This window comes from Citrobacter sp. CK189, from assembly GCF_030333505.1.
GTDB lineage: Bacteria > Pseudomonadota > Gammaproteobacteria > Enterobacterales > Enterobacteriaceae > Citrobacter_B > Citrobacter_B koseri.
In genome coordinates, this window is sequence record NZ_JAOWFV010000038.1 from 107,496 (window position 1) to 119,855 (window position 12,360).

Genomic DNA, 12,360 nt, shown 5'->3' on the forward strand with positions numbered 1-12,360 from the left:
TGAACGTTTTCCGAATGTGCTGTCCCGCCCTCCTTTTTTGCTTTCAACTTATCGGTATAGATGGTTTTTTAATCTCACAAGGACAAGACCAACCGGAGAAAAAAATGGGTCATCAGATGCACACGCAGCAAAAAGTGGGATGGGGCGGTTATCTCGCCTTTTTTATTACCATTATCCTTTTTTCAGGCATGTTCGCGAAAAGTACGGAATGGTGGCGAGTGTTTGATTTTACCGTGCTCAATGGCGCGTTTGGCCTGGTTAACGCAGCAGGCGACACGGCGGTTTCATTTCGCGGCACTGGCGGTACCGGGGCGAGAGACGGCTTTTTATTCGCACTGGAGCTGGCGCCATCGGTTATTTTATCGCTCGGCATTATTTCCGTGACGGAAGGGCTGGGTGGACTGCGCGCCGCACAGCAGTTGATGACGCCGATACTCAGGCCGATCCTGGGCATCCCCGGCATTTGCTCCCTGGCGCTTATCGCCAATTTGCAAAATACGGATGCCGCCGCCGGGATGACCAAAGAGCTGGCGGAAGAGGGCGTGATTACCGAACAGGAACGGGCGATTTTCGCCTGCTGGCAGACAAGCGGCAGCGCGATTCTGACGAACTACTTCTCATCAGGCGCCGCGCTATTTGCCACGATAACCGTACCGGTTATTACGCCGCTGGCGGTCATTTTAGTCTTCAAATTTATCGGTGCGAACCTGTTGCGAGTGTGGATCGCGCAGCTTGAACATCGTCGTATGAAACAGGAGGCCTGAAATGAGCGCACAGATACGTAAAAACGTCATGGATCTGTTTATCGACGGCGCGCGGCGCGGTTTTACCATCGCCACCACCAGCCTGTTGCCCAACGTCGTCATGGCCTTTGTCATTATTCAGGCGCTGAAGGTGACGGGGTTGCTGGATATCGTCGGGCGAGTGTGTGAACCGGTAATGGCGCTATGGGGTTTGCCGGGAGAATCGGCGACCGTTTTGCTGGCTGCGGTGATGAGTATGGGCGGCGGCGTGGGCGTCTGCGCCAGCCTGGTGGTTACTGGCGCGCTGTCCGGTCACGATGCCACTGTGCTGTTACCCGCCATTTACCTGATGGGCAACCCGGTTCAGAATGTAGGGCGCTGCCTGGGAACGGCGGGCGTTCATCCGCGTTATTACCCGCATATTATTGCGGTGTGCGTGATTAATGCCCTGGTCTCTATTTGGGTAATGCAGGCTATTGTTTAAAAAGGACTATCATGGACTGTTCCATTCTTAATCTGACGCTTTTTCAGCGCGGACACGTATATGCCCCGGACGATCTGGGCCAGCAGGACATTCTGGTTGCCAACGGCAAAATTGTCGCTATTGCGCCGACTATCGCTGCGAAAGACTTCCCCGGTTGCCAGCAGGTCGATCTCCACGGTGATATCGTCTGCCCGGGATTTATCGATCAGCATGTTCATCTCATCGGCGGTGGCGGCGAAGCCGGGCCGCATACCCGTACGCCAGAGGTGCGGCTGTCACGGTTGGTTGAAGCCGGTATTACCTCCGTTGTCGGGCTGCTGGGAACGGACGGCATCACCCGTCATCCTGAATCTCTGCTGGCGAAAACGCGCGCGCTGGAATATGAAGGGATCAGCGCATGGATGTTAACAGGGGCGTATTCTCTGCCTTCGCCAACCATCACCGGGAGCGTCGATCGCGATGTGGCGTTGATTGATAAAGTGATTGGCGTGAAATGCGCCGTCTCCGATCATCGTTCTTCTGCGCCGAATTCCGCCGTGCTGGCGACAATGGCGGCGCAGTCCCGCGTGGGGGGATTACTGGGCCAGAAGCCGGGAATCAGCGTCTTTCATATGGGCGACAGCCCACACATGCTGGAACCGCTGTACGATATTCTCGCCAACGCCGATGTCCCCATCACGAAACTGCTGCCGACGCATGTTAACCGCGCCGAACCGCTGTTCCAGGCGGCGCTGGAGTACGCGCTTGATGGCGGCTACATCGATATTACCAGCAGCATTGATGAACCGATCGATCCGGCGACGGCCATCGTGACAGCCTTGCGCCATGAGGTTCCGCTGTCGCGCATTACCCTGAGTTCTGATGGCAACGGCAGCCAGCCGGAATTTGATGAGCATGGGAATTTGACGGGCATTGGCGTGGCGGGTTTTGAGTCGCTGATCGGCACGCTGCGTCAGTTAGTTACGCAGCATAAACTGCCGCTGGAGCAGGCGCTGCGCCCGCTTACCCGCACCGTCGCGGAATTTCTTGGCTTTGAGCATAAAGGACGTCTGGCGGCAGGCTGTGACGCTGACATTCTGGTGCTGAATCAGGCGCTGGAAGTCAGCCATCTGTGGGCGAAAGGCAAAGCGGTGGTGAAAGACGGTAAAGCGTGCGTGAAAGGAACGTTTGAATAAACGACGCGTATGCCGGATGGCGGCGTAAACGCCTTATCCGGCCTACGGGGTTGTCGAATCCAGGCCTGATAAGACGCGTTAGCGTCGCATCAGGCTTTATCCGGCAAAACGCAAATCAGGCGTTTTCTTTCAGCCAGTTCAGCACTACATCGTGGTGGTTACTGGTTTTAAAGTCGTCAAATACGTGTTCGATCTTGCCGTCAGCGTCGATCAGGAAGCTGATGCGATGGATGCCGTCGTAGGTTTTCCCCATAAAGGATTTTTCCCCCCAGACGCCGAATTGCTCGCAGACCTGATGATCCTCATCGGACAGGAGCGTAAAGTTAAGCAGCTCTTTTTCGGCGAAACGAGACAGTTTTTCAGGTTTATCGGTGCTGATCCCCAACACGTCTACGCCTGCTTTTTTCAGATCGTCCATGTTATCGCGTAAACCACAGGCCTGTACGGTACAGCCGGGCGTCATGGCTTTAGGGTAGAAATACACCAGTACGCGCTGTCCCTGGAAGTCGGTCAAATTTACTTGTTCTCCGTCTTGATCCGGCAAGCTAAATTTCGGTGCGATGTCACCGGCTTTCAGTGGATTCATTACTTAACTCCATCCTGTTCATCATGTTGTGAGTAATTAACAACGTTAATACTGCCTTGCGCATTGAGTTCTGTACATAGTGCTTTAAAGGCATGCTCAATATTTACGGCATCATGGGATGCCGGACTGTGCGCGGTGATTTGAATAAACAGCTGTGCAGCCTTTTCATTTTCAGCAGGTTGCGTGCGGGAGACCAGCTCAGCGATGTTCATCTGATGGCTGTCGAAAAGCGCGGTAAAACGTTCAATTAAATGCGGAGAATCTTCCACCTCGACCTGTACCCATACCGTTGCGGGCATGGCCGGACGGGGGCGAGCGGTGGTGCGCTTCATCACAATCAACAAATCCAGCTCTGCGCCTTTCAACGGCAAGGTTGATTCAATCAGGGTGATGGCGTTCCAGGAACCAGACAGCAGCATGATAAACGTGAATTCATCGCCCAGCATGGCCAGTCGGCTGTCTTCGATATTGCAGCCGCAACTGCTGACATGGCGGGTGATAGTATTCACAATTCCCGGGCGATCGGCACCCAGCGCAGTGATAACCAGGTAATGTTGTGATGACGATGTCAAACCGGTTCTTCCTTTGAGAGGTGAGGTAATCATAAGGAAAGCATAAAAAAAACCTGCATACAATAATCAGAAGGGCTATGGTCTCTTGCTTTTATTGTCGTACCAAACGTACCATTGAGAAACTTGTTTGCACAGAGGATGGCCCATGTTCACGGGAAGTATTGTCGCGCTTGTTACACCGATGGATGAAAAAGGTAATGTCTGCCGGTCAAGCCTGAAAAAACTGATTGATTATCATGTCGCCAGCGGTACCTCGGCGATTGTTTCTGTTGGCACCACCGGCGAATCCGCCACGCTGAGCCATGACGAGCATGGCGATGTGGTCATGATGACGCTGGAGCTGGCGGACGGGCGTATTCCGGTTATCGCCGGAACGGGCGCGAACGCGACGGCGGAGGCCATTAGCCTGACGCAGCGTTTCAACGACAGCGGCGTTGTCGGTTGCCTGACAGTGACGCCTTACTACAACCGCCCGACTCAGGAAGGTCTGTTCCAGCATTTCAAAGCCATCGCTGAACATACTGACCTGCCGCAAATTCTGTATAATGTGCCGTCCCGTACAGGCTGCGATATGCTGCCGGAAACCGTCGGCCGTCTGGCGAAAGTAAAAAATATTGTCGCAATCAAAGAGGCGACAGGGAACTTAAGTCGGGTTCACCAGATCAAAGAGCTGGTTTCAGACGATTTTATTCTGCTCAGCGGTGATGATGCGACCGGGTTGGACTTCATACAGCTCGGCGGTCATGGCGTGATTTCCGTTACCGCGAACGTTGCGGCGCGTGATATGGCGGAAATGTGCAAACTGGCGGCGGAAGGTCGTTTTGCCGACGCGCGGGTGATTAATCAGCGTCTGATGCCGTTACATAACAAACTATTTGTCGAACCCAATCCGATCCCGGTGAAATGGGCATGTAAGGAGTTGGGACTTGTGGCGACCGATACGCTGCGCTTGCCGATGACGCCGATCACCGATACGGGTCGTGAGATTGTCAAAGCGGCGCTCAAGCATGCCGGTTTGCTGTAAAGTTTAGGGAGATTTGATGGCTTACTCAGTACAAAAGTCGCGCCTGGCCAGGGTTGCGGGTGTTTCGCTCATTATGCTGCTCGCGGCCTGTAGCTCTGACTCGCGCTACAAGCGCCAGGTGAGCGGTGATGAATCCTATCTGGAAGCCGCGCCGCTTGCTGAACTTCATGCGCCAGCAGGGATGATTCTGCCGGTAACGACGGGCGACTATAACATTCCGGTGACCAACGGCAGCGGCGCTGTCGGCAAAGCGCTGGACATTCGTCCGCCTGCTCAGCCGTTAGCGCTGGTGACCGGCGCGCGTACCCAGTTTACGGGCGATACCGCAACCTTGCTGGTGGAAAATGGTCGCAATACCAACCTGTGGCCGCAGGTTGTCAGCGTGATTCAGTCCAAAAACTACACGATTGAAAAACGTGATGACGCCAGCCAGACCCTGACGACCGATTGGGTTGAATGGAACCGTCTGGATGAAGACCAGCAGTACCGTGGACGTTATCAAATCTCGGTGAAACCGCAGGGTTATCAGCAGGCTGTAACGGTGAAACTGGTGAATCTGGAACAGGCTGGCAAGCCTGCCGCAGATGCCGCTTCGCTACAGCGTTATAGCGCTGAGATGATGAACGTAATCTCGGCGGGTCTGGATAAAACCGCCACCGACGCTGCGAACGCCGCGCAAAACCGTTCTGCCGCCACGATGGATGTGCAGAGCGCCGCAGATGACACCGGTTTGCCAATGCTGGTCGTCCGTGGGCCGTTCAACGTGGTGTGGCAGCGTCTGCCAGCCGCGCTTGAAAAAGTGGGCATGAAAGTGACCGACAGCACGCGTTCTCAGGGCAGCCTGGCAGTGACCTACAAACCGCTGTCTGACAGCGGCTGGCAGGATCTGGGCGCAACCGATCCGGGGCTGTCGTCCGGCGACTATAAATTGCAGGTGGGCGATTTAGACAACCGCAGTAGCCTACAGTTTATCGATCCGAAGGGGCATACCCTGACGCAGAGCCAGAACGACGCGCTGGTTGCCGTCTTCCAGGCAGCGTTCAGCAAGTAAAAATTGAGGGGCTGGAGCAATCCAGCCCTTTTTTCTGATATGATACGCAAACGTGTGCGTCGGCAGAAAAACGCAATTTTTACCGTAATTTCGCCCCCAGGCTGTAGGTCGGATAAGGCAACGCCGCCATCCGGCAAAGTGTGGCAGAAAATGAATTTTTATCGTTAATTCACACCAGGAGTAATAAAGATGCAAAAGCAAGCTGAGTTGTATCGTGGTAAAGCGAAGACCGTATACAGCACGGAAAACCCGGACCTGTTGGTGCTCGAATTCCGCAATGATACGTCAGCAGGGGATGGCGCGCGCATTGAACAGTTTGATCGCAAAGGGATGGTGAACAACAAGTTTAACCATTTCATCATGACTAAACTGGCAGAAGCGGGCATCCCGACCCAGATGGAGCAGCTGCTGTCCGATACCGAGTGTCTGGTGAAAAAGCTGGATATGGTGCCGGTCGAGTGCGTGGTGCGTAACCGTGCGGCTGGTTCTCTGGTCAAGCGTCTGGGCATTGAAGAAGGCATCGAACTGAACCCACCGCTGTTCGACCTGTTCCTGAAAAACGATGCGATGCACGATCCGATGGTCAACGATTCTTACTGCGAAACCTTCGGCTGGGTGAGCAAAGAGAATCTGGCGCGCATGAAAGAGCTGACTTACAAAGCTAACGACGTGCTGAAAAAGCTGTTTGACGATGCCGGTCTGATCCTGGTCGATTTCAAACTGGAGTTTGGTCTGTACAAAGGCGAAGTAGTGCTGGGCGATGAATTTTCCCCGGACGGCAGCCGCCTGTGGGACAAAGAGACGCTGGATAAAATGGACAAAGACCGTTTCCGCCAGAGTCTGGGCGGCCTGATCGAAGCCTATGAAACCGTCGCACGTCGCCTGGGCGTGCAGTTAGATTAATTCTTCCCCCGTCAGCATCAACCGGAGAGTCAACGCTCTCCGGTTTTTCTCTACCACCATTATTCTAATGGTAATCTTGCGCTGAACCGCCTACGATCATCATCATAATGAATAGTATGTTGAGGTGATTATGCGCTGGCAAGGGCGTCGTGAAAGTGACAATGTAGAAGACAGACGCAATAGCTCCGGCGGCCCGTCAATGGGCGGGCCGGGTTTTCGTTTGCCCAGCGGCAAAGGCGGAATCATTCTGCTGATTGTCGTACTGGTGGCGGGCTATTACGGGGTGGATCTTACCGGTTTAATGACCGGGCAGCCGATTTCTCAGCAGGAAACGACGCGTTCGATCAGTCCAAATGACGACGAGGCCGCGAAGTTTACCTCCGTCATTCTGGCGACCACAGAAGATACCTGGGGTCAGCAGTTTGAGAAAATGGGGCGCACATATCAGCAGCCTAAGCTGGTGATGTACCGTGGCGCGACGCGCACAGGATGCGGTGCGGGTCAGTCCGTGATGGGGCCGTTCTATTGCCCGGCGGATGGCACGGTCTACATCGATCTTTCCTTCTACGATGACATGAAAAACAAACTGGGCGCGGATGGCGATTTTGCCCAGGGTTACGTTATCGCCCACGAAGTGGGGCACCATGTGCAAAAACTGCTGGGCATCGAACCGAAGGTCCGTCAGCTGCAACAGACCGCATCGCAAGCGGAAGTGAACCGACTCTCCGTACGTATGGAGCTACAGGCGGATTGCTTCGCGGGCGTCTGGGGGCACAACATGCAGCAACAGGGCGTACTGGAATCCGGCGATCTGGAAGAAGCGTTGAATGCGGCGCAGGCGATTGGCGACGATCGTCTGCAACAACAAAGTCAGGGACGCGTGGTGCCGGACAGCTTCACTCACGGCACTTCCGAGCAGCGCTATACCTGGTTTAAACGCGGTTTTGATAGCGGCGATCCGGCGCAATGTAATACCTTCGGCAAAGGTTTTTAACATACCGGGGCAGGGATGTCTGACAATGACGCATTGCGGGCGCTAACCGCACAAATGGCGCAGGAAGGGATTCGTCGGCTGCTGGTGCTCAGCGGCGATGCGTCCTGGTGTCGTGAACGGGCGCTGGCGCTGCGAGAAGCATTGGCTGGCGACTGGCTGTGGGTGGCAACCGATGCGCCCGCCGCGCCGCACTGTACGCCGCAGGCGTTACAAACTCTGCTGGGACGCGAGTTCCGCCACGCGGTTTTTGATGCGCAGTTGGGGTTTGATGCCTCGGCATTCGCGGCGCTGAGCGGCACGCTGCGAGCCGGAAGCTGGCTGGTGCTGCTGACGCCGCCGTATTCTGCATGGGAATCCCGTCCCGATGCGGACTCGCTGCGCTGGAGCGACTGCCCGCAGCCTGTTGCAACGCCACATTTTATCCAGCACCTCAAACGCGTGATGTCCCGTGACGAGCAGGCGTTGCACTGGCAGCAGTCTCAACCGTTTTCATGGCCGCGCTTTCCTGCCCGTCCCCACTGGCGACCCGCTACGGGTGAACCACAGCCTGAGCAGGCCGCGATTTTGCGGCATCTGCTGCGGATGCCGCCTGGCGTGGCCGCCGTTACGGCAGCGCGAGGTCGGGGTAAATCGGCGCTGGCCGGGCAGTTAATTTCGCGGATGAGCGGGACGGCTATTGTAACTGCGCCGTCGAAAGCGGCGACGGACGTACTGGCGCAGTTTGCCGGTGAGAAATTTCGCTTTCTCGCTCCTGATGCGCTGCTGGCGGGCACGGAGACGGCCGACTGGCTGATTGTCGATGAAGCGGCGGCAATCCCCGCGCCGCTGCTGCATCGCCTGGCGTCGCGTTTTTCACGCATATTGTTGACCACCACCGTTCAGGGCTATGAAGGGACGGGACGCGGTTTTTTGCTGAAGTTCTGCGCCCGTTTTCCTCATCTCCGGCGTTTTGAACTGCGACAGCCTGTTCGCTGGGCGCAGGGGTGCCCGCTGGAACAATGGGTCGGCGAAGCGCTGATATTCGACGACGAGACGTTTGCCCATGCGCCGCAGGGGGCGATTCGGTTCTCTGCTTTTACACAGGCGCTCTGGCATACCGGGCCGGCGCAGCCGCTGGCGGTGTATCAGCTGCTTTCCGGCGCGCATTACCGCACCTCTCCACTCGATCTGCGTCGCATGATGGATGCGCCGGGGCAGCATTTTCTCGGCGCTTTTACGGCTGAGCGGGTAGCGGGGGCCGCCTGGCTGGTGGAAGAGGGCGGATTATCGGCCGCGCTGAGCCAGGCCGTGTGGGTGGGCTATCGTCGCCCGCGCGGAAATCTTGTCGCGCAGTCGTTGGCCGCTCATGGCGGCGATCCGCTGGCGGCGACGCTGACCGGGCGTCGGGTGAGCCGTATTGCCGTCCACCCGGCCCGCCAGCGGGAAGGGATTGGGCAGCAGCTAATCGCTGAGGCATACGGCGGCGCCAGCCGATGCGACTATCTCTCCGTCAGTTTTGGTTATACCGCCGAACTCTGGCGATTCTGGCAGCGTTGCGGTTTTGTACTGGTGCGGATGGGGAACCACAAGGAGGCGAGCAGCGGCTGTTATACGGCGATGGCTTTGCTGCCCATCAGCGAGGCCGGCGCGCGGCTGGCGCACCGCGAGCACCAGCGTCTGCGCCGGGATGCGGAGATACTGGCTCGCTGGAACGGAGAAGCGATCCCGGTTATCCCGCTGAAAGCGTCTACGCTTAATGATGATGACTGGGATGAACTGGCGGGCTTTGCGTTTGCCCATCGACCGTTGCTCACGTCGTTAGGCTGTCTGAGTCGATTGCTTGAGCGCTGCGAGCTGGCGCTCCCCGCGCTGCGTGGACGCCTGGAGGAGAAGTGCAGCGACGCGAATCTGTGTATCCGGCTGGGTTTGCCTGGGCGTAAAGCGCTGCTTGTCGCCCAGCGCCGGGAAGTCGCCCATGCGCTTACCGCACTGGATGACGAACGGGCGCAGCGGTTACGCGAACGCGTTTTGCAATGGCAATTTTTTCACTAACTCCTTCAATTTCCTGGCATGGTCATTGTGATTAAGCGGCGTAGAATCTGTTTTATCAGTTAAGGAGATCGCCATGAAACATGACCATTTTGTTGTTCAAAGCCCCGATAAACCCGCGAAACAACTGCTGTTGCTGTTTCATGGCGTGGGCGATAACCCGGTCTCAATGGGAGAAATTGGCTCCTGGTTCGCACCGTTATTTCCAGAGGCGCTGGTGGTCAGCATTGGCGGCGCGGAACCTTGTGGCCCGGCGCCTGGGCGTCAGTGGTTTTCGGTTCAGAATGTGACGGAAGAGAACCGCCAGGCGCGGGTCGATGCGATTATGCCGGTGTTTATCGAGACGGTTCGCTACTGGCAGAAACAGAGCGGCGTTGGGCCGGAGGCTACCGCGCTGATTGGGTTTTCGCAGGGGGCGATTATGTCTCTTGAGAGCATCAAAGCCGAGCCGAGTCTGGCATCGCGCGTGATTGCTTTCAACGGACGCTACGCCAGCTTGCCGGAAATCGCCACGACCGCCACAACGGTACATTTGATTCACGGCGGTGAAGACCGGGTGATTGAGTTATCTCATGCGGTTGCCGCACAGGAAGCGTTAGTCCGTGCCGGAGGCGATGTGACGCTGGATATCGTCGAGGATTTAGGCCATGCGATTGACGATCGCAGTATGCAGTTTGCGCTCGACCATTTGCGCTATACCGTGCCGAAACACTACTTTGATGAAGCGTTGAGCGGCGGTAAGCCGAATGATGATGATATTATCGAAATGATATAAGCCGGAACTGAACCGTAGGCCGGATAGGGGCGAAGCCGCCATCCGGCATTCAGACGGTATGTTGCCTGATGGCGACACGCTTATCAGGCCTACAGGTTTATCTGACTATTTCTTTGGCTGATCTTTCTTCGGCCAGTCGTCGTCATCGTCCCACTTATCGTTAAAATCACGATGCGGGGGCAGCTCCGGTTTATTGGCGAGGAATTTTTTGTGATCGACCCGCTTGAGGTCTTTGATCACATTGATCAGTACGCCCACCAAAAACACCAGCACCAGAATCCACCAATATTTTGCCAGCCAGTCCATGCTTATTTCCTCTTACAGGAACACGCGTCAGGCGACGAGTTGTTCCATGATACGTTGATACATGCGGGCAAGCAGTTGCAGATCGGCTGCATTAACACATTCATTAATTTTATGAATGGTGGCGTTGACCGGCCCGAGTTCGACTACCTGCGCCCCCATACGCGCAATAAAGCGCCCGTCGGACGTTCCACCCGTAGTGAGTAACTGCGGTTTTATCTCATTATAGTGCTCAATGGCGTTCACCACCGCATCCACCAGCTTGCCGCGCGCCGTCAGGAACGGCTGGCCGGAAAGCCACCAGTCCACCGTGTAGCGTAATTGATGTTTATCCAGCAGCGCGTGAACGCGCTCTTTGAGAGTCTCATCGGTCAGTTCGGTGCTGAAGCGGAAATTGAACTGAATAAACAGCTCGCCCGGAATGACGTTATTGCTGCCGGTGCCAGCCTGAATGTTGGCAATCTGCATACTGGTCGCCGGGAAAAATTCATTTCCCTGATCCCACTCGATCGCCACCAGTTCATTCAACATCGGCGCTGCGCGATGCACCGGGTTATCCGCCAGATGGGGATAAGCGACGTGCCCCTGCACACCGTGGATCGTCAGGTTACAGGTCAGCGACCCGCGACGGCCATTCTTGACCACATCACCGACGATTTCAGTGCTGGACGGTTCGCCGACCAGGCAATAATCCAGACGTTCGTTACGCGCCATCAGCGTTTCGACCACCTTCACGGTGCCGTTTTTCGCGCTGGCTTCTTCATCCGAGGTGATAAGGAACGCCAGACGCCCCTGATGATCTGGATGCTGGGCGACAAAACGTTCAGCCGCAACGACCATCGCCGCCAGAGAGCCTTTCATGTCTGCCGCACCACGGCCAAACAGCATTCCGTCGCGGATTGTCGGTTCAAAAGGCGGGTTGATCCAGCGATCGACATCACCCGCAGGTACGACATCGGTATGCCCGGCAAAAGCCAGCGTTTCGCCTTGTCCGCGCCATGCCCAAAAATTCTGTGTATCGCCAAAATCCATATGCTCAACGGTAAAACCGATTGCACGCAGGCGTTCAATCATTAACGCCTGGCATCCTGCGTCATCTGGACTCAGGGAAGGGCGGCGAATAAGCTGCTGTGTCAGCTCAATAACCGGGCACGACATAGACTACACCTCATCAAAAAACTGCTGATAACTGGATTCGCTAAAACCCAGCAGCATAGGCTTCCCGGTCGCGCAGAGCAATGGGCGTTTGATAATTGCTGGCATTTCAGTCATTAATGCTGCGGCGGACGCCGCATCCGTGATGCCGTTACGCGTGGCTTCATCAAGTTTACGCCATGTCGTTCCGCGTGTATTCAGCAAGGGCTGCCAGCCTGACTCCGCAATAAACGTATTCAATAACGCGGCATCGATTCCGTCTGCGCGGTAATCGTGAAAGCGGTAGTCAATACCGTGAGCCTCCAGCCAGCGCCGCGCCTTTTTAATCGTGTCACAATTTTTGATGCCGTAGACGGTGATCATGTTGAATCCTTTTACGCGAATTACGAATAATTAAGCAATATTATCGTGGTATCCGTCAGTGCGGAACTGCCATATATCGGTTATTTATCATGACATAATAAACGGTAAATATAACATTGTTGAACTCTTGTGAATAATAATTCTGAAATGTTGCTTAATAAGCATCCCATCGGGAAGTATAAATCCAGCGAGCTGCAATAGGCT

Annotated in this window: 14 protein-coding genes; 9 read left to right on the forward strand and 5 right to left on the reverse strand. The window is 55.6% G+C overall.

All coding sequences use genetic code 11. The features are described from left to right. Positions 1-104: 104 nt before the first annotated feature. From OGV83_RS10470 to iadA, 3 genes are read left to right on the forward strand one after another with little or no spacing between them, the layout of a single operon-like run. Positions 105-764, forward strand: a complete 660-nt coding sequence (locus OGV83_RS10470) for a nucleoside recognition domain-containing protein (RefSeq protein ID WP_024130126.1) — start codon at positions 105-107, stop codon at positions 762-764. A 1-nt stretch (position 765) separates the two neighbouring features. Beyond that, positions 766-1,227 carry a YjiG family protein gene (locus OGV83_RS10475; RefSeq protein WP_198448652.1) on the forward strand — a complete coding sequence of 154 codons (462 nt, stop codon included), beginning with the start codon at positions 766-768 and terminating at the stop codon, positions 1,225-1,227. An 11-nt stretch (positions 1,228-1,238) separates the two neighbouring features. Continuing rightward, on the forward strand, positions 1,239-2,402 hold the full coding sequence (gene iadA, locus OGV83_RS10480) for a beta-aspartyl-peptidase (RefSeq protein ID WP_286449834.1): 1,164 nt from the start codon (positions 1,239-1,241) through the stop codon (positions 2,400-2,402). Between the two features lie 115 nt (positions 2,403-2,517). Here the strand turns inward: iadA and bcp are convergent, their stop codons facing one another. Both bcp and OGV83_RS10490 read right to left on the reverse strand, forming a co-directional pair. Further along, positions 2,518-2,988 (reverse strand): thioredoxin-dependent thiol peroxidase, encoded by a 471-nt coding sequence (bcp, locus tag OGV83_RS10485; protein WP_012131300.1) that lies wholly within the window; start codon positions 2,986-2,988, stop codon positions 2,518-2,520. Further along, positions 2,988-3,560, reverse strand: coding sequence for a glycine cleavage system transcriptional repressor (locus OGV83_RS10490; RefSeq protein ID WP_200030502.1), 573 nt, complete (start codon positions 3,558-3,560; stop codon positions 2,988-2,990). Before OGV83_RS10490 ends, bcp begins: the two co-directional genes overlap by 1 nt. A gap of 145 nt (positions 3,561-3,705) precedes the next feature. Between OGV83_RS10490 and dapA the strand changes: the two genes are divergently transcribed. From dapA to ypfH, 6 genes are all read left to right on the forward strand, one after another. After that, positions 3,706-4,584: a 4-hydroxy-tetrahydrodipicolinate synthase gene (gene dapA, locus OGV83_RS10495; protein WP_012131302.1), complete on the forward strand. Its 879-nt coding sequence runs from the start codon at positions 3,706-3,708 to the stop codon at positions 4,582-4,584. Positions 4,585-4,600: 16 nt separating this feature from the next. Further along, a complete protein-coding gene (bamC, locus tag OGV83_RS10500; protein ID WP_012131303.1) occupies positions 4,601-5,635 on the forward strand; it encodes an outer membrane protein assembly factor BamC in 1,035 nt (344 codons plus the stop codon). Between the two features lie 189 nt (positions 5,636-5,824). Continuing rightward, the gene (purC, locus tag OGV83_RS10505; RefSeq protein ID WP_012131304.1) at positions 5,825-6,538 is read left to right on the forward strand and encodes a phosphoribosylaminoimidazolesuccinocarboxamide synthase; all 714 of its coding nucleotides are present in this window, start codon (positions 5,825-5,827) and stop codon (positions 6,536-6,538) included. A 130-nt stretch (positions 6,539-6,668) separates the two neighbouring features. Then, positions 6,669-7,532, forward strand: a complete 864-nt coding sequence (gene ypfJ, locus OGV83_RS10510) for a KPN_02809 family neutral zinc metallopeptidase (RefSeq protein WP_024130129.1) — start codon at positions 6,669-6,671, stop codon at positions 7,530-7,532. A 15-nt stretch (positions 7,533-7,547) separates the two neighbouring features. Next, positions 7,548-9,563, forward strand: a complete 2,016-nt coding sequence (locus tag OGV83_RS10515) for a tRNA(Met) cytidine acetyltransferase TmcA (RefSeq protein ID WP_286463551.1) — start codon at positions 7,548-7,550, stop codon at positions 9,561-9,563. A 73-nt stretch (positions 9,564-9,636) separates the two neighbouring features. Then, entirely contained in the window at positions 9,637-10,335 is a 699-nt protein-coding gene (gene ypfH, locus OGV83_RS10520; RefSeq protein WP_286463553.1) for an esterase, read from the forward strand. Between the two features lie 105 nt (positions 10,336-10,440). Here ypfH and OGV83_RS10525 read toward each other — a convergent pair whose 3' ends face one another. From OGV83_RS10525 to OGV83_RS10535, 3 genes are read right to left on the reverse strand one after another with little or no spacing between them, the layout of a single operon-like run. After that, a complete protein-coding gene (locus OGV83_RS10525; protein ID WP_012131308.1) occupies positions 10,441-10,641 on the reverse strand; it encodes a YpfN family protein in 201 nt (66 codons plus the stop codon). 27 nt (positions 10,642-10,668) lie between these two features. Then, the gene (gene dapE / locus OGV83_RS10530) at positions 10,669-11,796 is read right to left on the reverse strand and encodes a succinyl-diaminopimelate desuccinylase (RefSeq protein WP_012131309.1); all 1,128 of its coding nucleotides are present in this window, start codon (positions 11,794-11,796) and stop codon (positions 10,669-10,671) included. A 3-nt stretch (positions 11,797-11,799) separates the two neighbouring features. Then, complete coding sequence (locus OGV83_RS10535; RefSeq protein WP_012131310.1) at positions 11,800-12,156, reverse strand: ArsC family reductase; 357 nt, start codon at positions 12,154-12,156, stop codon at positions 11,800-11,802. Positions 12,157-12,360: the final 204 nt, after the last annotated feature.